General features: G+C 44.5%; 19 protein-coding genes. 10 read left to right on the forward strand and 9 right to left on the reverse strand.

The genetic code is table 11. The features are described from left to right. Positions 1–51: 51 nt before the first annotated feature. Complete coding sequence (locus tag V144x_RS26780; protein ID WP_144990033.1) at positions 52–1326, reverse strand: L,D-transpeptidase family protein; 1275 nt, start codon at positions 1324–1326, stop codon at positions 52–54. Positions 1327–1658: 332 nt separating this feature from the next. Here V144x_RS26780 and V144x_RS26785 point away from each other — a divergent pair, with 332 nt between their 5' ends. From V144x_RS26785 to V144x_RS26825, 9 genes are all read left to right on the forward strand, one after another. After that, positions 1659–2333, forward strand: coding sequence for an ABC transporter ATP-binding protein (locus tag V144x_RS26785; protein WP_144990035.1), 675 nt, complete (start codon positions 1659–1661; stop codon positions 2331–2333). 55 nt (positions 2334–2388) lie between these two features. Beyond that, positions 2389–3738: an ABC transporter permease gene (locus V144x_RS26790; protein WP_144990037.1), complete on the forward strand. Its 1350-nt coding sequence runs from the start codon at positions 2389–2391 to the stop codon at positions 3736–3738. 524 nt (positions 3739–4262) lie between these two features. Further along, positions 4263–4976 (forward strand): DUF4190 domain-containing protein, encoded by a 714-nt coding sequence (locus tag V144x_RS26795; RefSeq protein ID WP_144990039.1) that lies wholly within the window; start codon positions 4263–4265, stop codon positions 4974–4976. Between the two features lie 141 nt (positions 4977–5117). Beyond that, a complete protein-coding gene (locus V144x_RS26800; RefSeq protein WP_144990041.1) occupies positions 5118–5999 on the forward strand; it encodes a hypothetical protein in 882 nt (293 codons plus the stop codon). Positions 6000–6075: 76 nt separating this feature from the next. Continuing rightward, entirely contained in the window at positions 6076–7266 is a 1191-nt protein-coding gene (locus V144x_RS26805) for a hypothetical protein (RefSeq protein ID WP_144990043.1), read from the forward strand. Positions 7267–7357: 91 nt separating this feature from the next. Then, positions 7358–8548, forward strand: coding sequence for a hypothetical protein (locus V144x_RS26810; RefSeq protein WP_144990045.1), 1191 nt, complete (start codon positions 7358–7360; stop codon positions 8546–8548). A 124-nt stretch (positions 8549–8672) separates the two neighbouring features. Continuing rightward, positions 8673–9662 carry a phosphoglycerate dehydrogenase gene (locus tag V144x_RS26815; RefSeq protein ID WP_144990047.1) on the forward strand — a complete coding sequence of 330 codons (990 nt, stop codon included), beginning with the start codon at positions 8673–8675 and terminating at the stop codon, positions 9660–9662. Between the two features lie 60 nt (positions 9663–9722). After that, complete coding sequence (locus V144x_RS26820; RefSeq protein ID WP_144990049.1) at positions 9723–11612, forward strand: hypothetical protein; 1890 nt, start codon at positions 9723–9725, stop codon at positions 11610–11612. Between the two features lie 181 nt (positions 11613–11793). Continuing rightward, a complete protein-coding gene (locus V144x_RS26825; RefSeq protein ID WP_144990051.1) occupies positions 11794–13077 on the forward strand; it encodes a Gfo/Idh/MocA family protein in 1284 nt (427 codons plus the stop codon). A gap of 184 nt (positions 13078–13261) precedes the next feature. Here the strand turns inward: V144x_RS26825 and V144x_RS26830 are convergent, their stop codons facing one another. The 4 genes from V144x_RS26830 to V144x_RS26845 all read right to left on the reverse strand — a co-directional run bounded on the left by V144x_RS26830 (position 13262) and on the right by V144x_RS26845 (position 18243). Further along, positions 13262–13570, reverse strand: a complete 309-nt coding sequence (locus tag V144x_RS26830) for a hypothetical protein (RefSeq protein ID WP_144990053.1) — start codon at positions 13568–13570, stop codon at positions 13262–13264. Between the two features lie 125 nt (positions 13571–13695). Next, entirely contained in the window at positions 13696–14688 is a 993-nt protein-coding gene (locus V144x_RS26835) for a DUF1559 domain-containing protein (RefSeq protein ID WP_144990055.1), read from the reverse strand. Between the two features lie 336 nt (positions 14689–15024). Next, positions 15025–16812 carry a CRTAC1 family protein gene (locus tag V144x_RS26840; protein WP_144990057.1) on the reverse strand — a complete coding sequence of 596 codons (1788 nt, stop codon included), beginning with the start codon at positions 16810–16812 and terminating at the stop codon, positions 15025–15027. Between the two features lie 63 nt (positions 16813–16875). Continuing rightward, positions 16876–18243, reverse strand: coding sequence for a tetratricopeptide repeat protein (locus V144x_RS26845; RefSeq protein ID WP_144990059.1), 1368 nt, complete (start codon positions 18241–18243; stop codon positions 16876–16878). A 361-nt stretch (positions 18244–18604) separates the two neighbouring features. Between V144x_RS26845 and V144x_RS26850 the strand changes: the two genes are divergently transcribed. Continuing rightward, a complete protein-coding gene (locus tag V144x_RS26850; RefSeq protein WP_144990061.1) occupies positions 18605–19759 on the forward strand; it encodes a metallophosphoesterase in 1155 nt (384 codons plus the stop codon). A gap of 56 nt (positions 19760–19815) precedes the next feature. Here the strand turns inward: V144x_RS26850 and V144x_RS26855 are convergent, their stop codons facing one another. From V144x_RS26855 to V144x_RS26870, 4 genes are all read right to left on the reverse strand, one after another. Beyond that, positions 19816–20025 (reverse strand): hypothetical protein, encoded by a 210-nt coding sequence (locus V144x_RS26855; RefSeq protein ID WP_144990063.1) that lies wholly within the window; start codon positions 20023–20025, stop codon positions 19816–19818. Between the two features lie 204 nt (positions 20026–20229). Continuing rightward, the gene (locus V144x_RS26860) at positions 20230–22248 is read right to left on the reverse strand and encodes a transglutaminase-like domain-containing protein (protein WP_144990065.1); all 2019 of its coding nucleotides are present in this window, start codon (positions 22246–22248) and stop codon (positions 20230–20232) included. Then, entirely contained in the window at positions 22245–23582 is a 1338-nt protein-coding gene (locus tag V144x_RS26865; protein WP_144990067.1) for a DUF58 domain-containing protein, read from the reverse strand. Before V144x_RS26865 ends, V144x_RS26860 begins: the two co-directional genes overlap by 4 nt. 70 nt (positions 23583–23652) lie before the next feature. After that, entirely contained in the window at positions 23653–24615 is a 963-nt protein-coding gene (locus tag V144x_RS26870; RefSeq protein WP_144990069.1) for an AAA family ATPase, read from the reverse strand. Positions 24616–24791: the final 176 nt, after the last annotated feature.

Consider the following 24791-nt stretch of genomic DNA (forward strand, 5'->3'; position numbering starts at 1 on the left):
AAATATTTCTTAGGATCCACTTAAGAATGCCTGCGAAATAACAATAAGAAATCAGGGACGAATCACAACTTCTGAGCCTATTCCCAGCATGTCGTAAACTTCAGCAACATCCTGGTTGTGCATCCTCACACATCCTTTAGACTCTGCTTTACCAATCGAAGCAGGATTGATCGTGCCATGAATACCGTAGCTATCACCAATATCAATCCATCGTTCGCCCAAGGGATTCGTCGGATCATCGTTGGCGATCACTCCCTCTGGACCATAATAAGTAGGATCCACCAACTTGTCTTTTACGAGAAATTTACCCGTCGGTGTGGAATGATCTTTGCCAGTTCCAATGGCATAACGTTTTACAAAGTAACCATGTGCATGCACTGTCAAAGTAAAATCACTCAAATCCACAAATACGGAAAATGGTCCCTTGATGACCTTGAGCTTCTGACCAGGTCTGATTTTTCTGGGGTCAATCCGATTCAGCTTTGACAGGTACTCCCAGGGAATTTGATATTGTTTTGACACTTTTCGCAATTGATCTCCGGGCTCTATTTCATGAGGTGTCATAAAATGTGGCTGAGGAGAAAAGTAAATCATGCGTGCGGTCTCTTCAATTCGTGATTTGATGACCGGGTATAATTGAGGTTGTTTCCAGTAAATTTTAGAAAGCCTCTTATGAGCATCGATAATTTTTCCCTGCTGAATGAGTTGATCAATGGCGATCAGATCAGGAGTGGAATTTTCTGTCTGGCTTTTCCCTATTTCTTCATCAAAACTCGCATGCTTGGCCGTTTTGATCACACGAGCACTCGCACGTTTGATCCCTTCTGGCGGGTTCAATTTCTTCGGAGCATTGAGCTCTTTTGAAGCCAGTTGAGGTGAGACCTGATCCTCTTTGGCCAAAGGTTGTGCAGAAACTTTGAAATGATTGGGTTCTATAGCAGCATTCACAGGAGAATCGACTTTAGGAGCAGTCTCTACAATCGTACCGGTAATCGTTCGCTTAAAAATACGAGGTACTTCGATTTCTCTCCTATGATATTTACGTTGATTATCACTTCCCTCCGTTAATTCTTCTGCGGGAGGTTCCGACTGAGCAATGATGGTTTCCTGCTCCAAAACCGGCTCTTCATGATCGGAAGTTCCTTGTCGCTTACCAGACTCGGACGAATTTTGAGAAGAATCGTCAATCAAAGCCCCGGTTTGTGCTCCGCCCACATGAAATGGAATCCACTCATATTTCCAGGCAGCAGTCCCCAAAATTCCCAGCCCTATAAACATTACGACTCGAAAGGGAGTCATTAGTCGGTTCCGTTGATGACTTCGCATCTTGTAATCATCCTTGATTCACAGTTGTTGCATGTATCATTTCGCAGATTGTTTTAACACGAAAGAGGCGGAACTATAGCAAAACACTCAAAACAAGCCTACCGCGATCCCGATAAAAATAAGTCGAAATTGTTGCGACATAAGTTAGCTAACGACCATTGTTTAAGGGACTTTTTTTAAGACCCACTGATCGGGAATAATTGCAAAGATTTGCGAAAACAACACTAGCGAACGACTGGCTTATTGCATAACATTTGCAAAAACAACAGCACAAATCAGCGAAAGAATTTTCATCCGTAGTATCATTCTTCCATCGAACAAACGAGGTCAGCATGTCTTTGCTGCTGGAAAACGTCAAAAAGAGCTACCGGGAACCCAATGGTTCCATTCTCCCCATTCTGAATATTGAACGATTTGAACTGAAAGAAAGTGAACAGGTCGTGCTGATTGGCGAGAGTGGTTCAGGGAAATCGACCCTCCTGAATGTCATCTCTGGAATTACTTCAGCCGATAGCGGAAAAGTAACCATTGCTGGCACCGAAATTGCTTCGATGGCGGAGGTGGTCCGCGATCGATTTCGAGCCGAACGGATCGGTTTTGTTTTCCAGACATTCAATCTGTTACCCGCTTTTTCTGCTTTGGAAAATGTCTTGCTAGGTATGAGTTTCTCACGCGAAAAACCAAATCGGAATCGCGCGAAAGAACTCTTGGCACAGGTTGGCTTGGAACATCGCTTACATCATCGCCCCCAACAAATGTCTGTTGGAGAACAACAGCGTGTGGCAGTCGCTCGCGCATTGGCCAATCAACCCAAGCTCTTACTCGCAGATGAACCTACCGCCAATGTGGATATTTCCAACCAGGAAACGATTCTGCAATTATTACGAGATGCTTGCGCACAGAACCAGATTTCGATGCTGCTGGTAACACACTCACAAGAAGTCGCCAAACAGTTTGACCGCGTGGAAACGTTATCTGATTTTAATAAAATTCACGCAGAAATATAACACTCATTTTATTCATGATATTTTTTATCCTCAGTGAACGAAGTAATTCCCCACTATGAATACTGTCACTATTGCCTGGAAAAGTATCCAACAACGTCGCGTCTCCTCACTGTTAACGGCTTTGAGTGTCGCTTTGGGTGTCACACTCCTGGTCTCCGTCCTAGTCATCAATGACGTCGTTGACCGTATGTTTAATCAGACTGCCAGTGGCTATGACTTGATTGTCGGTGCGCAAGGCAGCCCACTGCAATTGGTTTTGAGTACCGTCTTTCGCGTCGGAGCACCGATTGAAAACCTGCCTTACCGATACTACACCGAATTGAAAAAAGACCCACGCATTGAAGAAGCCATTCCTTTTGCAATTGGTGATGTGACGCAGAAGGGTGCGTTCCCCATCGTAGGAACCATTCCACGTTACTTTGCGCTGGAATACATTCCCGGTCGCCATTTTCGCATTAACAAAGATGGAAAATTTCTACCAGGAACCTGGGATGCCGTGATTGGCTCTGTGGTCGCAAAACAAAATAACTGGAAGATGGGCGATGAGTTCCAACTGATTCATGGTTCCGCAGAAAGTGGACACGTCCATGATGAAAAATTTAAAATTGTGGGTATTCTGGCACCAACGGGAACCCCCAATGATCGTACTGTGTTCGTAAATCTGCGCGGTTTTTATCAGGTCTCCGGACATGAAAAACCTCTGGATGAAGCGCTCAAACGGGAAGCTGCTTTTTTTGGAGAAGCACTCGATGAAGAAAAACTGAAAAGGTTGATGAAAGAGAACGCAGCCCATGATCACAGTGGTCATGATCATGGACACAACCACGCACATGAAGTACCCGATGCCCAGAAAGAAGTCACCGCGATTCTCGTACAAATGAAAGGGGACCGATTACGCGGATTTACAACAATCAAGTTTCAGTCTGAACTCAAAGAGGCGAATCAAGCGATGGCCGTCAATCCGATTCGGCAAATCAGCTGGCTGATGACTAATATCGTGGGCAATGTGCGCACGATGCTCATCATTTTGACATCGTTGATCATTGTCGTTTCCGGCGTCAGTATTTTCGTCAGCATTTACAACTCGATGTCGGACCGCAAAAGAGAAATCGCCATTATGCGCGCCCTGGGTGCCGGGCGCACTACCGTCTTTTCGATCATTCTATCTGAATCCGTGCTGCTCTGTCTGGGTGGAGGCATCTTGGGAATCATCCTCGGACATGGTCTCGTCTTCATCGCCTCTCCCATTATCGAAGCACGTAGCGGACTGTTGATCAACCCGTTTGCATTCAGCTCAATAGAATTGATCCTGTTGCCGATCCTTGTCGTGCTAGCTTCACTGGTAGGATTTATCCCCGCCATGACCGCATATCGAACTGATGTCGCCAGTACGTTAAGTGACTAAGCTTATGGATCAAACCATAAGAATAATTATACAAAATAACACTTCCGGCAATTTCTAGTGGATCTGTCTGATAGTATATTGAAGACAAGGCTCATAAGTGTCTATTCAGTAATGTTTTATACTCTTTCTATCTCTTCAAATTCATTTTTTGAATGATTCTGAGTGTCAGATACATGCCTTGCATTCTTTAAGGTAGGTTAAATAATCAACGGAAATGAAATCTTCTCCGTATATACTATATTAGTAGTATTATGTAAGCTGTTGAGAGAAAAGAACCGTGGAGTGATTATTCCGGTCTTTGAAATTAATAGGGGTTCTGACTTCTCTCTCATGATTTCTGTGGTTTTCTATGGGAATTCAGGGGTGATCTGCCCCTTTTAGCATGATATGATTTAAATAATAGGAGTTGGACCACTCTCGAATCTCTGAGCGCATTCAGTGTAAGTGAGTAGTCACGCTCTATAACTATCATATTCGTTTTTTCTTAATTTTCATTCTTGCTGAATTTTGAAAGGCCTTGCAAAATGTCGCAAGTTCTTGATGGATCCAATCAATTTTTGCACGACGCGGTCGATACCCAGAACGAGTTTTCTTACAAACCTGTGCCTCCTACTGCCGTTGTTGGTTTAGCATTAGGATTGCTCTCGTTCATCGCATTGTTTGGAATTATTGGTCTGGGGATTGCCGTCGTCGGAATCATTGTTTCTCTCATTAGCTTATTCAGTATCAAACGCGCTGCGGGTGAACTGGGAGGTAAAACAGTGGCCATTGCAGGGGTCGCACTCTCCGCATTTTTCTTAGCCACTGGAATTTCCTATCAGTCTTATGTTTACGCGCATGAAGTCCCAGACGGTTTTCAGCGACTCAATTTTACCAGTGATATTTCCGCCAAAGATTTTGTTCAGAAAGACGGGGTTACGCGAGTTGATCCGGAAGTACTGAAGCTGGATAAACAAAAGATCTTCCTCAAAGGTTACATGTATCCTACCAGAGATACTAAAAATCTGAAAAACTTTATTCTCGTGAAAGACAATGGTCAGTGCTGCTTTGGGGGACAACCCGATGCCAAGGATATGATCCTGGTTGAAATGCAAGGCGATCACCGTGCTGATTTTTATGCTGGCCTGGTAGCTGTGGCTGGCGAATTTCAGGCCGAAGCACCTACACAGGCAGGTGAACTGAGACCCGTTTATCAATTAAAGGGAACACATTTTGAACAGGCAAGGACCGCCTATTAATCATTGTGTCTTTGAGAAGTAGAGAGAAAGAACTATTATAAAACTTGTTTACCGAATGGCTCAGATTGATTGACAGTCTGAGCCATTATCAACTTTGTAACGAAGTTGGTGCAACCACCCGATCATCAGGAGTTTGATCACGTGCAGGCCCACCTTTATCCCACCCGACAGACAACATTATTTTTGGTTTTCCTGATTCTGAGTAGTCTTCCTGTTTTAGGAACAGGCTGTACATCATCAGAGCCGACAGAGTATCGCCAGTTCAGCGATCAGATTGACCAAAAGAGTCAAGATACTAGCCCCACTGAGATTGTCGATTCAAAATCATCTGTCGACAGTCAGCAAACACAAAATGCTGCAACAACACCTGAAACAAGATCGCCACCAGAAATAGACAAACCAAAAGAGACTTCTGAAGAAAAAATTCTGGCCCAGGCAACCTCAAAACAGACCGTACAAAAAACGGAAACCAAAGTTTCAGAAGATAAAACCCTGGCGCTCGTCGCACGTAAACCAAATCCGAAAGATCGTGCATTAACAGAACAGGAAAAAAAAGAACTAGCTGCTCTCGAACCTCGAGAAGTTAAATTGCTCATCAAAAATCGTACTTTTCAAAAAACATCACCTGGAGACGCTCTGCGTGTCTCCTATGACGATATTGATTTGTTGAAAGTGCTGAATATGGAACCGGTCACTCCCAATGCACCGGAATTAATGCCACAATGGTTAAAGAATCTGGATGGCGCGCGGATTCGTATTCGAGGGTTTATGTATCCTCCCTTTCAGCAGACTGGAAATGAATTTTTCATGCTGGCCCGTGACAATCAGATCTGTTGTTTTGGGAAAAACCCGAAAATTTATGACTTATTTCCCGTTGTGATGCGTGACGGCGTGACAACCGACTATATTCTGAACCGCCCCTTTGACGTGGTAGGCACGTTCCATATTAAAGCGGAATCTATCGATGATGAACTAGAGCGTATCTATATGATCGACGACGCCATCGTCATCGATCAAAAATGACGGTAGAATCTCTGTTAGAAACATTTTAAAGATTTCAATTTCAAGAAACATATTTCAATCGCCACGAGGTCAGGCAATGAATCGTCTCAAACACAACGTCAATAACCGATTTTTTATGGGACTCCTCTGCAGTCTGATTGTGATTTCACAGTCAAGCTACGCGGTAGCCTGCCCTTTCTGTTCTGCTCCTTCACTGACGTTGACCGAACAGCTCTCGCAATCTGATGTTGCCGTCCTGGCACAATGGACAGAGGCAGAAAAAGGTACGTTAGAAAAAGCCGGCAAGACGGTTTTTGAAATTAAAGAAATTGTCAAACAATCGGACAAAGACAAACTGAAAGTCGGCGATAAGATCGTTATCAATCGTCATCGTCCTGGTAAAAAAGGAAACTTGTTTTTACTACTCGGTACCAAAGGTACCAGCGTTGATTGGGGGGACCCGATTGAAGTGACAGAAACAAGCTTCCACTACATCTCACAAGCACCTCCTCCTGAGGAAAAGACATCCAAGCGTTTACGTTATTTCCTGAAGTTCCTGGAATATCCTGATCAGATGGTCGCAAACGATGCGTATGCAGAATTTGCCAATGCCCCTTATGAAGATATCACGCCTCTTGCGAAAGACATGCCACGGGAAAAAATTCGGAAATGGGTCGTTGATTCCAATACTCCCGTGACTCGCCTGGGGCTATATGGTCTGTTACTGGGGTTATGTGGACAGGAATCTGACGTCGCCTTTATGGAAAAGAAGATTAATGAACCGACTAAAGAGTTTCGACTGGGCATTGATGGTGTCATTTCTGGATATCTGCTACTGACTGGTGCAGATGGTTTGGACAAAATTGATGAAACCAAGTTTATCCCCAAGAAAGTTGCCTTTAGCGAAACTTACGCCGCCATGCAGGCACTACGTTTCATGTGGACTTACGCAGATGGCCGTATCAGTAAGGACCGCTTGCGTAAATCAATGCGTTTATTATTGGATCGTCCCGAATTGACAGATCTCGTTGTGGCTGATCTCGCACGCTGGGATGACTGGAGCGTCCTGGATCGCTTGATGGAAATGTATGGTACAGGAGATTATGACATCCCTTCTATTAAGCGTGCCATTGTGCGTTATCTGCTGGTCGCTTCCAAAGGCAAGAACAAAAAAGGAGGCGGAGCAGACCCGGCAACGGCGGAGAAAGCAAAGCTACTGCTTGACAAATTACGTAAAGAAGACCCCAAAACAGTCAAAAGTGCAGAACGCTTCTTTTTCTTCAAATAAGAAGAACAGGCATTTTGACATCTGGATTTTTTGTAGCCGCGTGAGGAACTAACGGTCACAAAACTTGTCTCAATCACCAGAAGGATCTGGAATGACTGGACGAAAACAACACATGAAAGTTCGCATTGGTATAGGACTGCTGAGTGCGCTACTCATATTTTCAAATGCAATCACGCTTCATGCATGCCCTTTCTGCTCTGGCCCCTCGCGAACATTGACTGAGCAACTCTCTGAATCTGAAATAACTGTTCTCGCGAAATGGATTGAAACAAAAAAAGGAACACTGGAAAGATCTGGTAATACGCTTTTTGAAATCAAAAAAGTTATTCGTCAGTCCTACAAGGACCATTTGGATGTAGGCGATCAAATCATCATCAATCGACATCGCTCCGGGAAAAGAAGTCAGTTGTTTTTATTACTGGGAACCAACGAGACCAGTATGAATTGGAAAAACCTGATTCCAATTACCGAAACCTGTTTTCAATACGTTTCTCAAGCTCCTCCCGCAAAAGAACAAACATCCAAACGCCTGCGGTATTTCCTGAAGTTTCTGGAACACTCAGATCCGATGATCGCCAATGATGCCTTTGCTGAATTTGCGAATGCTCCCTACGAAAAGATCACTCCTCTCGCCAAAGAGCTGCCGCGAAAAAAAATTCGAACATGGATTGTGAGTCCTGATACCCCTGTAGTCCGATTGGGGTTGTATGGCTTGTTACTGGGGCTGTGTGGACAGGAATCAGATATTGCATTTATGGAATCGAAGATCAATGAACCCGTTAAAAAAGTTCGATTTGGCATTGATGGCCTGATCTCAGGATACCTGCTACAGACCGGTGCAGATGGGTTAGACAAAATTGAACAAACCAAATTCATTTCCGAAACAGTTCCTTACTCTGAAACAAAAGCCGCGATACAAGCGTTGTATTTTATGTGGGCTTATGGAAATGAACGGATCAGCAAAGAACGATTGCGAAAGTCAATGAGACTGCTGCTGGATCGACCTGAGTTAACCGACCTGGTAATCGCGGATCTTGCACGCTGGAATGATTGGAGCGTACTGGATCGTCTAATGCAAATGTATCAAACAGAAGACTATAGTAACTCTTCGATCAAACGCGCCATTATAAGATATCTTTTGGTCGCCTCTAAAGGTAGAAACAAAAAAGGGATTGGTGCCGATCTCAATACTGCAGAAAAAGCAAAGCAGTTTATTAATAAACTGCGTAAAGAAGATCCAAAAACAGTCCAAAGCGCAGAACGCTTATTCATCGTTCGATAAGTAAGGATTAGAACGCATTTCGTTTTTTTGCCCTGCGAACAGTGTCAGTCAATCGAGCATTTCGCTAGAGTAGCAGTACTGGTAATTTCTTATTTTAACTGTATCTCTTTAGAAATATTTGATCATGCCTCGTACAATTTGTACTGCGAAAATGTGTGAATTTGGACCCCATTTTGAAATTCTTCAAGCCGGTGGATTTGAAGTAGCCACTGTCCCCTCCGAGGTTGATTTACGAAAAGAACCAGATAGAGTCGTTGAACAAGTAGAAAGCTTCGATGCCATCCTTGCCGGCGCAGAGATCTATTCTAGAGAAGTTCTGGAACAGCTTCCGGACTTAAAAGTGATTTCACGTTATGGGGTTGGCTTTGATGCCGTCGATTTACAAGCCGCTGATGACCTGGGAATTGCCGTCACAATTACACCCGGTGTGAACCATCATTCGGTCGCAGAACAGGCTTTTGCTCTATTAATGGGAGTGGCACGCTTGACCCGTTCACAAGACCGTGCTGTTCGTAGTGGAAAGTGGGAACGAGCTCTCACACCCCGTGTTTGGGGAAGTACCATCGGCATTGTGGGGCTGGGGCGTATCGGTCAGGCAGTCGCAACCCGTGCGATTGGCATGGGAATGAAGGTCCTCGCTTATGACCCTTTTCCCAATCAATCATTTGTGGCCGAACATCAGATCAAACTCGTTGATCTCAATGAATTACTGAAACAGTCAGATTACGTCACGTTACACCTGCCTGTAACATCAGAGACTATCGACATCATTAACAAAGAAACCCTGGCAAAAATGAAATCCGGTTCTGTCTTGATCAATACGGCGCGCGGGGGGCTAGTTGACGAGGAGGCCTTGATTGAAGCACTTCAGTCTGGTCACTTACGTGCCGCTGGTCTGGATGTTTTCAAAAAAGAACCTTTGCCCGTTGAAAGTCCGCTGATAAACTTAGAAAATGTGTTATTGAGTTGTCATATCGGCGGTCTGGACAAGGAATCTCACCGTGACGCGTATGCAATGGCAGCTCAGAACATTGTAAAATTATATCAGGGAGATTGGCCTGAAGAGTGCGTTGTGAATCTGAAAAACACAACCGGCTGGCAATGGCCAAAGTAATTTTATTGTCAAACTACGTATATTGATATCTTCAGTAGTAAGAAACTGGACACATTCATAATGACATCTCTTCATTCCAGTTTTCTCAAAATCAGTCCCCGTATTTCAGTTTTACCACTGATCCATGGTAGTGGCGATTACGCCATTGAAGTACGCCGTGTCATGTTGAACAATGAGTTTGATTGTCTGGCCGTTCCATTGCCTCCCTCGTTTCAAGCCAACGTCGAACGAGGTATCTCGTTTCTGCCAAGTATCACTGCTGTCTTACAAGAAGAACCTCCCATCTCTGGTTCTGCTCCCTGGGAAGAAGATGACGAGGAAGAGGAAGACGATATTCAGCGTGTCTGCAGCTATGTTCCCATCGATCCCTGTCAGGGAGTGATTGCCGCCCTCAGGCTTGCGATGATGGAACACATTGATCGCCATTTTATCGATTTAGAAACACAACGCTTTGAAAGTATTTCTGCTTCATTACCTGATCCCTATGCATTGAAGAAAGTTCCTATTGAAAAATTTTCCGCGGCAGTATTGCCAGCCCTGAATAAATTACCTGAAGGACAGCCTCTGGATCGCTGTAAGATGATGGCACATCGTTTACGCGAATTGGAGAAGAAATATAAATCGATTCTGCTGGTCTGCTCACTTCTGGATTGGCCCTGGATTCACGACGCCTACATCGAACAAATGCCACTGGAAGTCGAAGACGAAGAAGTCAACGAAACGAATATTTACACTGCAGATTCTGAAACCCTCTTATTTTTACTTGGTGAGCTCCCCTATATTACAGGTCTGTATGAAGCAGCCCGCTCCGAACTGAATGATGATGAGAATCTGTCAGTCGATGGCATCAAGGAACTGGCATTGACTGCTCGAGATCGTTATCGAATGGAATTGAAATCACGCGGTAGAAAAATCACCCCGAAAGTCCTTTCCGTCTATTTTCGTTATATACGCAATCTATCACTTATCGAACGACGTATGACGCCCGACCTATATACGCTGGTCAAAGCAGCCCAACAAGTCGCCGGCGATCAATTTGCCATTCAAATTGCAGAAACAGCGCGAGAATACCCATTCGTGCATTTGCTGCCATTTGATAAGATCAGTTTTGGAATTGAACAAGCTCAACTCCCGAATGGCACAATGTTTGAGTTGAGTAACCGCTTACCGGGTAACCCCATTTCCTGGAGAAATTGTGAACTGGCCCCAAAACCTCCTAAGCCAAAACAGGATGAGTGGGAGATGAGATGGGATCCATTTAAACAATGCAGTTGGCCACCGGAAGACGTCGCCATTGAAAAGTTTCGTACCAGTGTCAAAGATCATGCACTTTCTCTTCTGGGAGTGGATCTGGCACGAACCGAAAAGTTTACAACAAGCATGAAAGATGGACTTGATCTCCGCGAAACGCTAAGGAACTGGCATACCGGTGAGATCCATGTCAAAGTACTCCCTCCGAGTCGAGGGCGGCTTGATTGTGTGATTATGCTCTTCGACTCACCCGCAGATCCCCGAGACTATCCCTATCGACTTACCTGGCATGCTGAACACCAGGATGAATCGACACTGGCATTTTTTGCGACCGACCACCGTAAAGAAATGGTAGGACCTGGAATTGGTATGGCAACTTACGGCGGAGCACTCTTCCTGTTCCCTCCCCGGCCTGTCAGTGATATCTGGAATGACCTCCAGTTTGATTTTGTGGATACACTCGAGGAGCGTCTGCTGGTTGCCGCCTGCCATTATAGTGAAGAATCACATATTGCCCTGCTGAGTGAGGCGCCTCCGGGGATTGGCTGGCGACGCTTAGCAAAACGTTATCAGAAAAAATTGATTCATGTCCCACTGGGACGATTCAGTCAGGAAACCATCCAGCAACTCAGAATGTTCCATGTCCTTAATGGTCAGGAAATAAGAAGTTATGCAGCCCACTATATTCGAAAGGCGTGATTTGGTGCATACGGAATCTGTTATTCACAGTTGACCTACACCTATATTATTAGTTTTTTTAACAAATTGCCACATTGCTTATTTTTTCCGTGTTAATCACTTTGAGAAGCGTATAAAATACAAAGCTTGTTTTATGCTTAATCCTGCCTCGCTTTAACTCCCCTGCAATGGAGAACCAAAGATGTCTGATTCTGTCAACCGTCGTACTTTTCTAGGTCAAACTGCAGCAGCCTCTGCTGCGAGTTTCGCTGCCCCAGCACTTCTTTCAGCCGCGAATAAAGCCCCTAGCAAAAAAGTCACTATCGGTATCATGGGTATGCAACGTGGACTCGCTTTGGCGAAAACATTTGGTGCTCTGGACGGCGTCGAAATCAAGTATGTTTGCGATACTGATGATAACCGAGCGGCTAACGCAGCCAAGACTGTTGAGAAAGCGACCAAAAAAGCACCACAGCCAATCGCAGACTTCCGTAAAATTCTGGATGACAAAGCGGTTGATGCCCTGATCGTTGCGGCTCCCAACCACTGGCATTCACCAGCGACTATTCTAGGCTGCTCAGCAGGCAAGCACGTTTACGTTGAAAAACCTTGCAGTCATAATCCTAAAGAAGGTGAAATGATGGTTGAAGCCGCTCGCAAAAACAAACGTGCGGTCCAGATGGGAAGCCAGAGACGTAGTAGTGAATCGATTATGGAAGGGATTCAAAAAGTCAAAGAGGGGGTCATTGGCGATGTATACCTCGCACGCGCTTTCTACCAAAGTGCCCGCGGTTCGATTGGCACTGGTAAACCTGCTTCTGTTCCCGGTTATTTGAATTACGATCTCTGGCAGGGACCAGCCCCTCGTCAAAAATATATGGATAACGTCGTACACTATAATTGGCATTGGTTCTGGAATTATGGCAACGGTGAACTGGGAAATAATGGCGTGCATTCCCTGGATGTTTGTCGTTGGGGACTGGATGTAGATTATCCTACACGTGTTGTTTCGAGTGGCGGTCGATACGCCTACAACGATGATCAACAAACGCCAGACACACACGTCGTCGCTTACGAGTTTGACGGAGGTAAACAGATTACCTGGCAGGGAACTAGCTGTAATCGTCACAAGAATGAATTTGTCACTTTCTTCGGTAGTAAAGGGACATTGATTATTGGCGGCTCAGGCGGCTACAGAGTATTAGATGCCAAAGATAAAGAAGTCGAAAAAGTAGGCGGTGGGCAGGGCATGTCCGAGCATGCTCAAAACTTCATTGATGCCATACGTAACAATGAACCACTCAGTCTGAATGCCGAAATTGAGATCGGTCACAAAAGCACGTTGTTATGCCATATTGGAAATATTGCACATCGCACAGGTCGCACAATGACCTGTGATCCTTCGAATGGTCATATTCAAAACGATAAAGCCGCCATGGCACTATGGACGCGAGACTACGAACCAGGCTGGGAACCCAAAGTTTGATTCAGTTTGACTTTTGTGAAGCGAAAAATCGTAAATGAAGGGAGCCGGCAATGTGCCAGCTCCCTTTTGAGTCGTCAGCTCCAGCGATTAGATATCAACACCTTCAATTGAATCATTGTCGAAAGTATTTGGAAACGCTGTATATACTGCCCCTAGTTTGTGCTCTGAGTACCTTTGTACTGTTTTAGAGCTGATCAGCGATCTTCTTGGCGGCTGCCTGAATCTGCTTTTTGCCCTTCATGGCACCTAGTTTTTTTGCTTCTTCAGCCAATTTTGGTTTGCCCGCTTGTTCCAAGCTTTCTGGAATTCCAAAGAAGCTACTGTCGATAACACCGGACTCCGCGATGCTATTTAATGATGTCTTTACAGCTGTTAAATCTTGAGCGGCAGGCGTTTCCTGATTGGCCGGGGCAGTTTCGCCAGTGCCTCCTCCTTCACCACAACCTGCTAAAGTAAGACTCAGCAACATGCAAAATACAGTTAGTATTTTCATTACAAAACTCTTTCTAATCTCTAGTAACTCTTGTTTGTCTTCAAATTTGGGCAAAAACAATGAAAACAGCCCGGCAATATGTGTTGCCGGGCTGTTATTGATTACAGCCGTAAAACGATCAAGTCTTATTCAGTTACACTGACAGCAGCACCATCGGCGATTCCACCGAGTTGCTGCCACTTCAGTAAATCAATATTCTCCGAGATAAAGTGCACAGAACCATCTGCCATCAAAGCATGGGCGCCTCCCGTATGACGGCTGCGTGCTGCCTGGTTTGAGGCTGCATCTCCTCCTGCATGACCTCCATTCCCCGTACTACAGTCATCATTAGGTGAGTTTGGCGTATTCCAGGTATTAAACCAACATTCATCGGCACGCATCCAACGTGACCCACGATGAACATAAAAGGCACTTGCTGCCGCACAGGCGGTACCATGTGCATCCAGAGCCGCTTTTGTCGGGTATGTCGTATTGTTACCACCACTGAAAGGCACATTCCGTCTTACATCACCTGTCCTTTTGAAATTCCCACTACTGTTTGTTCCCACAATGCGTTCCGCCATGGCAACCACATTTGATGTTCCATCCAAAATGTCTGCTACTCGTGTGACGATCGAATAACGGGAAAAACCTTCTTGCGAACCGACACTCACGTTCCATCCCATGCAAGGACCTGCAGACATATAATAGTTCAAGGATCCTTCCCCATAGTTGGTATACCGCTGGTCCGAAGGGCAGCGAAATACACCAATACCTGCATTACGGTTATTTGTATTGGGTGCTTCTTCGCAGTTAAAGTTAAAGTCCATGGCGTTATAAATGGTGGCTTGGTCCATAAAAGGCAGCAACATTGTCTGCGTACTAAAACCAACCCAAGGTGTTGTGACGCCACTCCTTTGCCCGGATAGTGTTAATTGCCCAAAACAACGATGAGTTTCATGGTAGTTGTGTAATGCTAAGCCGAACTGCTTCAGGTTATTTTTACACGTTGAACGGCGTGCTGCCTCTCTCGCCTGCTGCACTGCAGGTAATAGTAGTGCAATTAAAATTGCAATGATGGCAATCACAACAAGCAATTCAATGAGCGTAAAGGCTCTTCTCCTGCGTAAAAGTTGCATTGAGACTCTCCTGATAAGTATTTAAATAAGGGTAAAAAGGGCACGTTAAACTACTGGCTTAGTAGAAAACGATACTATCTGTTGAGGGTGGAATTAAGAGGAAAACTTGGCAATAGACAGTAATTTCATAGTTATTCATACTAAGCAATCAATTTTATGATTTCTTAAAGAAAAAACAATGTTTTCATCTATCAAAAACATGATAAAACACCCTTTATTTAAGTAATTACACTTATTTAAACACCTTAATTTTAACAACTTACATTTAATCAGACTTGTAGACGTGTATATCTATAGAGACATATGAAGTGAGTGTTTGCAGTGGAATCAAACAGCTTATTTTTGTTTGAAAAGATCACTTTTTGAATCAGGTTCCAGAATAAGATTTGTAGCATTCACTTTAAGTGAATCACTTTTCTGCTGTATACCTGAAGGCCAATAAATGCTTATCCCATTGAGAGTTACTTTTTCGTCTATTCCCCAATGCAGACAATAATCGCTGGAAGAGAGATAACTACCACCTCCTTTGACTTGTCGTATGAGGTCTCCTTGACTTGTATGTAGCACCGCACGTGTGCCAACCGCATCGCGATTACTTTCTCTTCCAATGAAACGTACGGAAACCCACTGGCCTTTTGTCTTGGTCGTATTTTTAAGGATTGCCGGAGGATCGCTGAAATTTGAGATAGACACATCAAGATTACCATCGTCATTAAAGTCTGCCAAAGCTAATCCGCGACCAGTATGGGACTGTCCCAAATAAGAAGAATCGTCATATTCAATCTGAGCAAAACGTCCGTTTTGGTTTTCCAGATAAAGCGGCTTTTGTCGAAAGGGAGAATTCGTAGAAAAATATGCGACATGCCCATTTGCCACAATCAGGTCTTCGTCTCCATCCCAATCAAAATCGGCACACGCTGTCCCAAAACCTACAAATAAATCTCCTATCGAAGTCACTCCAGTATCATTACTGACGTGCAAAAATTGGGCATCGCCATCATTACGGTATAAAGCAAAGGCTTCTTTCTCATAGTTGGCAACCCATAAGTCAGTCAAGCCATCCTGATTATAATCCATGATGTCAACGCCCATGCTTCCATTGGGCGTGCCCCGATCATCAACGGCAGCACCATTGATGAAGCCAACCTCCTCAAATTTCCCCTGTCCGTTATTCAGATACAAAAAATTCTCGACCGTATCATTACAAACATAGATATCCAAATCGGTGTCATGGTCCAAATCTGCCAGAATTACACCAAGCCCTTTACCTTTTGGCAGTAAACCAACTTGTTCGCTGGCATCATAAAAAGTGCCATCACCTCGATTAAAAAAAACAAGATCTTTGACGCCCGTGAAGGAGTGAGGAGAGCAAACATCGGCAACACCAGGCGTCAGATCACACTCTGGATGATTTTGAAATGACCAGTCAGCATATTGAGTGAGGTAAAGATCCAACAAGCCATCTCCATTAAGGTCTCCCCAACCAGCGCTGGATCCCCAGAAACAGTCTCGCAAGCCAGCAGCGATAGAAATTTCTTCAAACGTGCCATCGCCTAAGTTCTTCCAGAAAATTGAACCTCCATAACCAGTCACAAGCAAATCCTGAAAACCATCATTGTCATAATCGCCGACCGCACAACCATTACTGTAAAATGCTGCGAGCCCGATGCCCGCGTTCTTTGTTATGTCAAAAAAACGAAACTCCCCAGTATGTCGTAACAAAATAGAGGGATAACCTTTGACAGTTTTGTTCTCAAATGTACCACCACCAGTATAAAAGAGATCAAGAAGTCCATCCCGATCATAGTCGAAAATTGCCGTACCCCCTCCAAGCGTTTCGAGAATTGCCAGTTCTCCCGCTTCTCGACCGTTACGGTAAGTGAACTCTAAATTCTGCTCAGGCCAAACATTGATAAATTCGGGCTGAATTCTCAATTCAGAATGTTTCTGTTGTGCCTGTTTTTTGATGTCCACCGTTTGTGGACGCTCAACCATGCCCGTCTCAGAATTACACCCGACTAACAAAACGCATAAACCGGATACCAAGAACGCCAGGACTACTCGTCGATTGAAACACGAATACTGATTGGTGAAACCCCTTGAATAACCATTTGATTTGATCATGTTTGTTTCCAGGTAGACTTCTATTTCTGGCCAGACAAGACTGGAGTCTTGGCAGGTGCCCTTTCAGAGATTCCCTTTTATCGCATCTGCTTTCTCACGATGCAGCTTCGCCAAACGTTGAAAGCTTTCGCCACGCGAAAGATTTTGTTCGTAATATCTGGCTAATTCAGAGTGAGCGCCCCGGTGGTTAGGCTGATAACGTACAACACTGTTAAGCCAAACAACCCCCTGCAGTTCGGAAACATATTTTAAGTAAGCTTTTCCAATTTGAAACCGCAGTTCCACATTATTGGGCTCTTGCAGCAATTGATCCAACAATTTCTGAATCTCTTCCAGAGCATCATTCGTTTCTTTGATCAACAGACTTAATTTCTTTGCTTCCTGTTTCCTTCCTAAGCGACTGTAAGCAATCACTAAAGAATTTTTCGCTCCCAGATCTCTGGGATTGGCCTTCGCTGCAGGCTCGAGCCACTTTAATGCAGCTTCATAATTTTTTTCAGCAAGTTCCAGATTCCCCATTTCCAGATGTGCTGAAGAGTAAGCAGAAGATTTATGATCCCCCATTGCCTGATAGTCTTTTTGCAATTCTTCGGGATCTTTTGAGATCACCTCTGTCAGAATATTTTTCGCTTCCTGATTCCGGTTTAATAATCGCAAGCAACGCGCCAATCCTACTTTGGCGGGTGCCTGATGTTCTGTGTTATCCAGCGTTATTTGATAGTACTTCATTGCAGCTTCAGTTTTTTTACGCGTTAACTGAATCCGGGCCAAACTGTATGCCGCTGGTGCATATCTGGCATTTTTACTGAGTGTTTTTTGAAACTCTTCTACTGCTTCCTGCAATGCACGGTTATGTTCGAAGATTTTCCCACGCATAAAATTGGGAAGCGGATCTTCTGGAAAATCGGCTTCCCAAAGATCCAAAATTTTTAGTGCATCATCAAACTGGTAGTTGAGAATGCAACTATTTACGTATGTCTCACAAATATCCTGAATATCCCCCTGCGGTTTAATGAGAAGTTCACTCAGGTGAATGCGTAAGTCAGCGTTATCTCCAATCTGTGCTTTTAACAACCATTGCTCCTGAAGATATTCCTCACTGGATCCAGCCAGTTGATAATAGTTTTTTAATTCTTGATATGCTTTTTCGACATCGTGTGATTTTCTGTATGAGCGTGCGAGCAGTATTCTGGTCCTTGGATTCTTCGCATTCAGAGTTTGCGCATAAGATAGCCATTGCTGTGCGCTGTCAGGATTCCGATCTTGCAAACAGAGCTCTGCACGGTGGTGAAAGAAATCAAGCCACAGTCCCCGCCCCCAGACAAAAGAACTCAATAAGACAACGAAAAAAATGATGACTGAGAGAACGATTTTTTTTCGCGCACCAGAGAGGGCTTTTTTATCTTTTGAGTCGCTAATATTGGTTGCCAATCGATCACCAGAAATACCATATCAAGAATAATACTGCTGTTTAAAGAGCTACTTTTCACTTCCGTAGAACGTAATTTTAGATGTCTAATCTGTACTTTTCCTGTCCAAATGAAGAAATCAATCATAAAATTACTAATTTATCATTAGTTAGTAGTGACTAACCTGTACTACGAATACGACTTGAACGATGTTGGTCAAAATTTCACAGGATCATGCTGTATTTTTAAATATTATTAAGAGTGGCTCTTTTGATGGTATTGTCATTTAGAAACTGGTAAGACTGATGGCAGTATCTAAAAGGTTCAATGTAAATCAGAATCGAAATTGTTTTTTAAGTCGATTTTCAATCAAGAAAGTGTTCATGAAATCTCTCGTTTTCTTCACTTGTATTCATCTTTTTACTTCCATGGTAGCTGCAGCAGAAATTGAGCGTATTTGGCTGACGCACAAAACGAATCAACCGAATAAAATTGTTGTGAACTGGTTAACAGATGAGCCTGGTGATTCGGTTGTGGTATATGGAATCTCTCCAGAGACAATGGAACGTGCTAAAGTCAACGAATCAACAAAGCTGCACCATGTGGAAATTCCTTTGAATCATCGAGATCGAATCTATCACTACTCAGTTCAAACAGGAAACCAACGGTCTGCCGCTGCCACATTTAAAGCATATCCCACCGAGACTCTCCGTGTCGCCATCGTAGCAGACTGGCAATCTCAACCTGATTTATCCAGTTTGATCAAAGACGATGTCCATCTTTTGTTGACTGCGGGAGATAATATAAACAATCTCTGGCAGAAATGCGGACCTGGAAAACGTAACTGCATTACACCCTATGTCAATTTGATTAGCGCCTATCCTGAATTATTTCGATCCACACCCTTCATGCCAATTCTGGGAAATCATGATCGTCAAATTCATCCCCGTGGTAGTAAGCCTCCTGCGCATGCAGTCTATGATGTGGATGCCACTGCTTTTTGCCGCTTTTTTGAACTTCCCGATGAAGAATGGAAATGGCACTTTGATATACCTGAGTTTGGTGTGCGATTCATTGGTCTGGACTTCAATCACATTTCAGATTTTGGCAATCACTGGCAAACCTGTCATGCCTTCGGACGCGATTCTCAACAGTACCAGTGGTATCAATCGATTACCAAAAAAGTACCGGGGCATCTTGTCACACTTTACAACGAGCGTAACGCCAGCATCCGCAATCAACTCCAGGGAGAATGGCACCAACTGTTTCAGCGAGGAACCATCTGTGTAACCGGCTTCGGTTATTTTGCTGAACGAGCAGAACTGGATGGATTGAATTACTACAACACATCACTGAGTGGAAAAGGAAAACAGTATTCAGATCCGCACTCGAAGTTCCTGGCTGGCAAAGATTCTTATTTATTGCTGACTTGTGATCGAAGCTCTGGCGGGATGAAAGTTGAGATGAAGAGCTTAGGTAATGAAGTCCTGGATCGCCAGAACTTTGCCAAACCAGTACGTAAACAAACAACACCATAAGCGCGCAGCCTGTGGTGAACTTTCTTTAATAAGCCTGCAGAATGCGCTTTGTCTGACTAGTGGTCTTGCTCAGATCGTGTTTTCTGTTGTAGTTCCGGAATATAATCGGGAACAGAAAAGTGTGTATCTTCACGAGGAGCCGGGCCACGGTTCAATTTATGCCACTGGCTGGGCTGAATCGCATGCGGAAGCAAATCACACCCGGATGCCACAAGGGAGATACAAGGTATGGTCACAGTTATGAGTGCTTTTGAGAGAGCTTTCATTGAGAGAGAATCCCGTTCCAATATGAGTACTCAGAAAATAGACGCGCAAGCAGCAAATGCGCATTTGCTGCTTGTCTAACTTAATTAGTTAATACAAAATGTGGAGTGTTTCATTTGAGAATTGAGAGATGAGGGGCAGATTCTAACCAGACTTCGATTGCCTGCCAAGCCCGGTTTCTCATGCAAAATTTGCCGAAAAAAACATCATTGAGGAGACTTGCGTTTGGCGAATTCCTGCAACTGCTGTTTCAATTCAAGAATAAGTTCTTGTCTCGCCACGCTTTCCGGCATGAATCTGCTGCCAGCATAGATTTGGTACCATTCGGACATACTTTGACTCTCAATTCGCCTGGAAAACTGCATCAACGTCTCTCCCGGTTTTCGAACAAGGTTTTGTTTTCCTAATAAGCGATCCATTTGTGCCAACAGAGTATGCAATTCCTGGACATATGCCGGCCTTTGGCGAAGTGTCGCCCTTTCTTGAAACCGCTTTCGATAGTGCCGAATTCCCCAGCTCAAACCAAACCAGAGTAGCACTCCACAAACAATGAGAGCCAAGGGTAATTGCGCCTCTGAGAGAGCCAGAATCCACTGCCCTTGTTGTAAGGCGGTTTTGATACGGGAAAATTGACTAATAAAAGATTCCCAATACTGTCTGAAGGAGCCAGGAGCGCGTTTGTCTGGTTGACCGGCAGGAGGTGTGGACTCTACTGTCACCCAGCCCTGCTGTTCATCCCATGCTTCCACCCAGGCATGTGCATGCCGGTTGCGGGCGATCCAGTATTGGTCATAATCATTTCGTTCGCGTACGACATAACCAGTCACATAGCGGCAGGGAACTTCTGTTAATCTGAGTAACAGTGCTGTTCCCGATGCGAAATATTCACAATGGGCGTTAGGTTTTTCCAGGAGAAAATAGGTCAGCGGATCTTCACCTGCTGGTACCGTAATCCCCAACTCATATTGATAGTTATCCTGAAAGTATTCCTGAACACGATTGATCTTCTCAGCAGTTGTTTTACAGTTGTCAAAAATGCGTTTGGCCAGTTGTTTGACTTCTGGAGAAATATCATCAGGCAGTTGTAAGAGCCGCTGTAGTGCCAGCTCTGGCTCAGGTCGACGTGGGATCAATTTTCTCGGAAAAAAGATCGCATAAGGATAACCAAATTTCAAACTACGCGATGTCAAAATATCTTGACTGTCATATTGTACGCTATCAGCCACAGCATGTATCAGTGGAGTATTCAGCGGAGCAAAGATATGCCCGGATGTCTCTGACCAAATTTCGAATTCAATCCAATCAGAAGATTTCGCTTCTCCAATCTGAAACCAGTCCCCATCTTGTAAAACGTCGGTTTCGACTCCCGCCGGTGGTAACGCAACAATTGCTGCATTGTGGTTACCGATTTCTGAATGCCATTCTGAGTTAAGAAACTGCACGAATGCCCGGCCACGCAAATAGCCTGGTTCATCAGTCGATTTGACACGTAATTTGATTTGATTCGCGCTGGTGTCAAACTGTTTGGTGAGGCTACCCAGCTTGGAAATTGTTGAGAAACCGGCACGGGAGGCGATTCCGGATGTACGCGGCTCAATGATACGGTAGTAGAGTTGATCCAGTTCTCGCTCATAACGGTACAATCCCGTCGCGGTCAACCACGCCAGCAGCCATATTACGACAAAAAAGTTCGCGCGAACGAAATAGATTCCCCACGAATGTTTCTCTTTTTTCTTCTGATTACGCACAGAATGCCCTAGCTGATAGAACACTCCGGAAAACAGCACGAAACTAAAAACCAGTACCTGATATACAAGATGCCCGGAACCATAAACTATAACATCACCAATCAGAATAAACGCCACGATACCGAATAAAGGAAACGAATTCGGTAGAAAAGGAACAAAGTGTTTATCAAAGAGCTGACGTAGCTGCACCGCCATTACAAACTGTGCGGCTGCGTAAGCCAGAGGAGTTCGGATTGCGAGCTGATCTAAGCCAAATTCATGCTGCGAAATCATGTATTTGACCATGAAAATGATGGCCAAAATACTGGTAGTCCAAAATACCTGCCGACTGGAAAAAGGGTGCCGTAAAATTGGCACATACGATAATGCGGACAGCAATACAATGCTGAATGAAAAAAAGAAAGTTTCTGAAAGAACACCAAAGGCGGCACTCTCCAGACTAATCAAAATGAACGCAATTGTACGCTGTGCATTCATATTGACTCCACCTTACCTTTCGCGATTTGATCGGGTGTGAAATGAAAAGCCGGGCCAAATTTCTCTGAATTATAAGGGAGCGTAGTCTCTCCATCATGAATGATGATCGTTTTTAAGCTGGACCCGGAATCCAATACAGCCCGAGCCATCTTTTCCCGTTGTTCGTCCCAATCAAGGAAAATACAAACTGCGGTTGAAACATTGGACAATTCCTCAAATACGGCTGGTCCGATCGTATCGAATGGATCATGTGGACAACGATCGACACATGACAGGATTTCCAAGACGTTATCAAAATGTGCCGTATGCCGACCTGCGCGAAATACGTACAATTCCGGTCCGGCAGCAAAGAGGTCTATCAGGTACTCTCCCCGCGAGAGAACATCTGCAATCGAAGCAGTCAAACTGATTCCCGCTTCCAGCACATCCATGGGTTGCGCACCTTCCGTTTTGGGTTGATAACGCTGAGTGATGGCTTTTATCATTCGAGTCAACCTGTCATCTGCAGGCATATAGGTATCTAAGATCAGCGCTATGCGACAGTAATACTCCTCCTGAAATTCTCGTACAACGGGTTTACCAAGTCGAGCCCAAGATCGAAAATCAAGTCTGCGCGCTGGCTCGCCAGGAACATATTCCCGATTCCCAACATATTCGGGAGATTCTCCCACATTGGAAGTCAGAGCAATCCCCCCCGGTTGAAACTTGTTACCAACAGGTAAATCGATACTGTTCAACTTATGAAAGGCAGGTAGTACCAATAATGATTTTCCGGGGAGTGCTGCATTACCAGATCGGTTGAGATGAAAGGGAAACAAGGTATGCACACCCAGCTTGGGCAGTGCATAAAACCCACGTTGTGGTGCATCAATGGTGACAGTAACGTCCACAGATTCTCCGCGCGGCAGAGATTTCAATGTATCATCGCGATCAGGTTGTGAGAGTGGTTTCTCCAACCAGCGAAAGGCAACCGCCATATCGTAAACGGGTAACCAACCCCGGTTGGTCACGGTAAAATGCCCCACCGCAGGCTGGCCAGCTGTTGTCTGAGCAGGAAAATCTCCTGTTAATTCACACTGAGGCCTGAAAATCCACGAGACAATGCCATCGACGAGAATCAACGCCATCAAGATACTGAAAAGATTATAAATCGGCACAGAGACCGAAACCGTACCGATCCCAGACAGGAAAAATCCGAATAACAACAACTTTCCCGGATAAGTTACACGGTAGTACCAATAGTGCTTGTGCATTCGTACCAGGAGAAGACGATTGGTAAACGAATCCTGCTTTCTGATCGTGGGTGAATAAGGATCGTATTCCGAGACATGCATTTTAGATTCAACACTTCTCTAATCTAATGAGTTGAAATGACGATTCCACTCATCGTCATTCAATAAAATGCTAACTGGGCACTTTCACTTTTTGAACAATATCAGACACCACATCCAGTTTGGTAATACTACTGTATTTTGCTTTCGAAGTTAAAATGAGACGATGTGCCAATACATAGTCTGTCATATGCTGAACATCATCTGGTAGAACATAGTTTCTGCCTTTCAAGAAGGCAAATGCCTGTGAAGCTCGAAATAACATCAATGAACCACGGGGGCTGACCCCTAACTTCAACCGTGGATCATCGCGCGTGGCCTGTACCAGATCGATCATATAACGAGCTACACTCTGATCTACATGCACCGATTTTACCTGATCCTGCATGCAGACAACTTCCTCGTGGCTGAGTACTCGCTCCAGATGATCGACCGGATGTTCGGTTGACTGTGCAAACAGAATCTCCATCTCATTTTCTGCGTCAGGATATCCCAGTTGTAGATGAATCAGAAATCGATCCAGTTGAGCCTCTGGCAAAGGATAGGTGCCGTGAAAGTCGACAGGATTCTGAGTTGCCAAAACAAAGAAAGGAGCAGGCAGAATATAACGTACACCTTCAATAGTCGCCTGCGATTCACTCATGGCTTCCAGCAAAGCAGACTGTGTACGAGGCGAGGCGCGGTTAATTTCATCGGCTAATAAAATGTTACAAAAGATCGGACCTTCTCGAAAATGAAATGTACCATCGACCGGATTATAAATCGACGACCCCAGAATATCGGTTGGCAATAAGTCGGGGGTAAACTGAACTCGATTGAAGGGAACATCCAAAGAGCGTGCCAGCGCTTTAGCGAGTGTGGTCTTGCCGGTTCCAGGAACGTCTTCCATTAAGACTGAACCGCTGGAGAGCAAAGCCACAATCATCAGGTCGATGCTTTCCGACTTCCCCCGGATCACGTTACTCAGATTTTTCCTCAAGAGGCTCAGCATTTCGGAATAATCTTCACTCTGTTCCGGCAATGTGGACTGCGCCATATGACTTCTCAATCATCATTAGGTGTTGATAGGGGATATGCAGATGCAAAGTGACTTATCGAAAATGATATTTCATCACAAACCCAAGGGACATATTGAATTATAACAGATCATAGAAAAATGAAAGGACCGACAAGTAAATATTTCGAAGTGAGTAAATCAATTTTAAATTTTTG

Source organism: Gimesia aquarii (genome assembly GCF_007748195.1).
GTDB lineage: Bacteria > Planctomycetota > Planctomycetia > Planctomycetales > Planctomycetaceae > Gimesia > Gimesia aquarii.

What these genes read in the sequence shown, in the direction of transcription:
- V144x_RS26850 (WP_144990061.1), top strand. Translation starts at nt 18,605, where the DNA reads ATGAAATCTCTCGTTTTCTTCACTTGTATTCATCTTTTTACTTCCATG.
- V144x_RS26860 (WP_144990065.1), bottom strand. Translation starts at nt 22,248, where the DNA reads ATGAATGCACAGCGTACAATTGCGTTCATTTTGATTAGTCTGGAGAGT.
- V144x_RS26785 (WP_144990035.1), top strand. Translation starts at nt 1,659, where the DNA reads ATGTCTTTGCTGCTGGAAAACGTCAAAAAGAGCTACCGGGAACCCAAT.
- V144x_RS26815 (WP_144990047.1), top strand. Translation starts at nt 8,673, where the DNA reads ATGCCTCGTACAATTTGTACTGCGAAAATGTGTGAATTTGGACCCCAT.
- V144x_RS26830 (WP_144990053.1), bottom strand. Translation starts at nt 13,570, where the DNA reads ATGAAAATACTAACTGTATTTTGCATGTTGCTGAGTCTTACTTTAGCA.
- V144x_RS26870 (WP_144990069.1), bottom strand. Translation starts at nt 24,615, where the DNA reads ATGGCGCAGTCCACATTGCCGGAACAGAGTGAAGATTATTCCGAAATG.
- V144x_RS26840 (WP_144990057.1), bottom strand. Translation starts at nt 16,812, where the DNA reads ATGATCAAATCAAATGGTTATTCAAGGGGTTTCACCAATCAGTATTCG.
- V144x_RS26810 (WP_144990045.1), top strand. Translation starts at nt 7,358, where the DNA reads ATGACTGGACGAAAACAACACATGAAAGTTCGCATTGGTATAGGACTG.
- V144x_RS26795 (WP_144990039.1), top strand. Translation starts at nt 4,263, where the DNA reads ATGTCGCAAGTTCTTGATGGATCCAATCAATTTTTGCACGACGCGGTC.
- V144x_RS26820 (WP_144990049.1), top strand. Translation starts at nt 9,723, where the DNA reads ATGACATCTCTTCATTCCAGTTTTCTCAAAATCAGTCCCCGTATTTCA.
- V144x_RS26835 (WP_144990055.1), bottom strand. Translation starts at nt 14,688, where the DNA reads ATGCAACTTTTACGCAGGAGAAGAGCCTTTACGCTCATTGAATTGCTT.
- V144x_RS26790 (WP_144990037.1), top strand. Translation starts at nt 2,389, where the DNA reads ATGAATACTGTCACTATTGCCTGGAAAAGTATCCAACAACGTCGCGTC.
- V144x_RS26780 (WP_144990033.1), bottom strand. Translation starts at nt 1,326, where the DNA reads ATGCGAAGTCATCAACGGAACCGACTAATGACTCCCTTTCGAGTCGTA.
- V144x_RS26805 (WP_144990043.1), top strand. Translation starts at nt 6,076, where the DNA reads ATGAATCGTCTCAAACACAACGTCAATAACCGATTTTTTATGGGACTC.
- V144x_RS26855 (WP_144990063.1), bottom strand. Translation starts at nt 20,025, where the DNA reads ATGAAAGCTCTCTCAAAAGCACTCATAACTGTGACCATACCTTGTATC.
- V144x_RS26865 (WP_144990067.1), bottom strand. Translation starts at nt 23,582, where the DNA reads ATGCATGTCTCGGAATACGATCCTTATTCACCCACGATCAGAAAGCAG.
- V144x_RS26825 (WP_144990051.1), top strand. Translation starts at nt 11,794, where the DNA reads ATGTCTGATTCTGTCAACCGTCGTACTTTTCTAGGTCAAACTGCAGCA.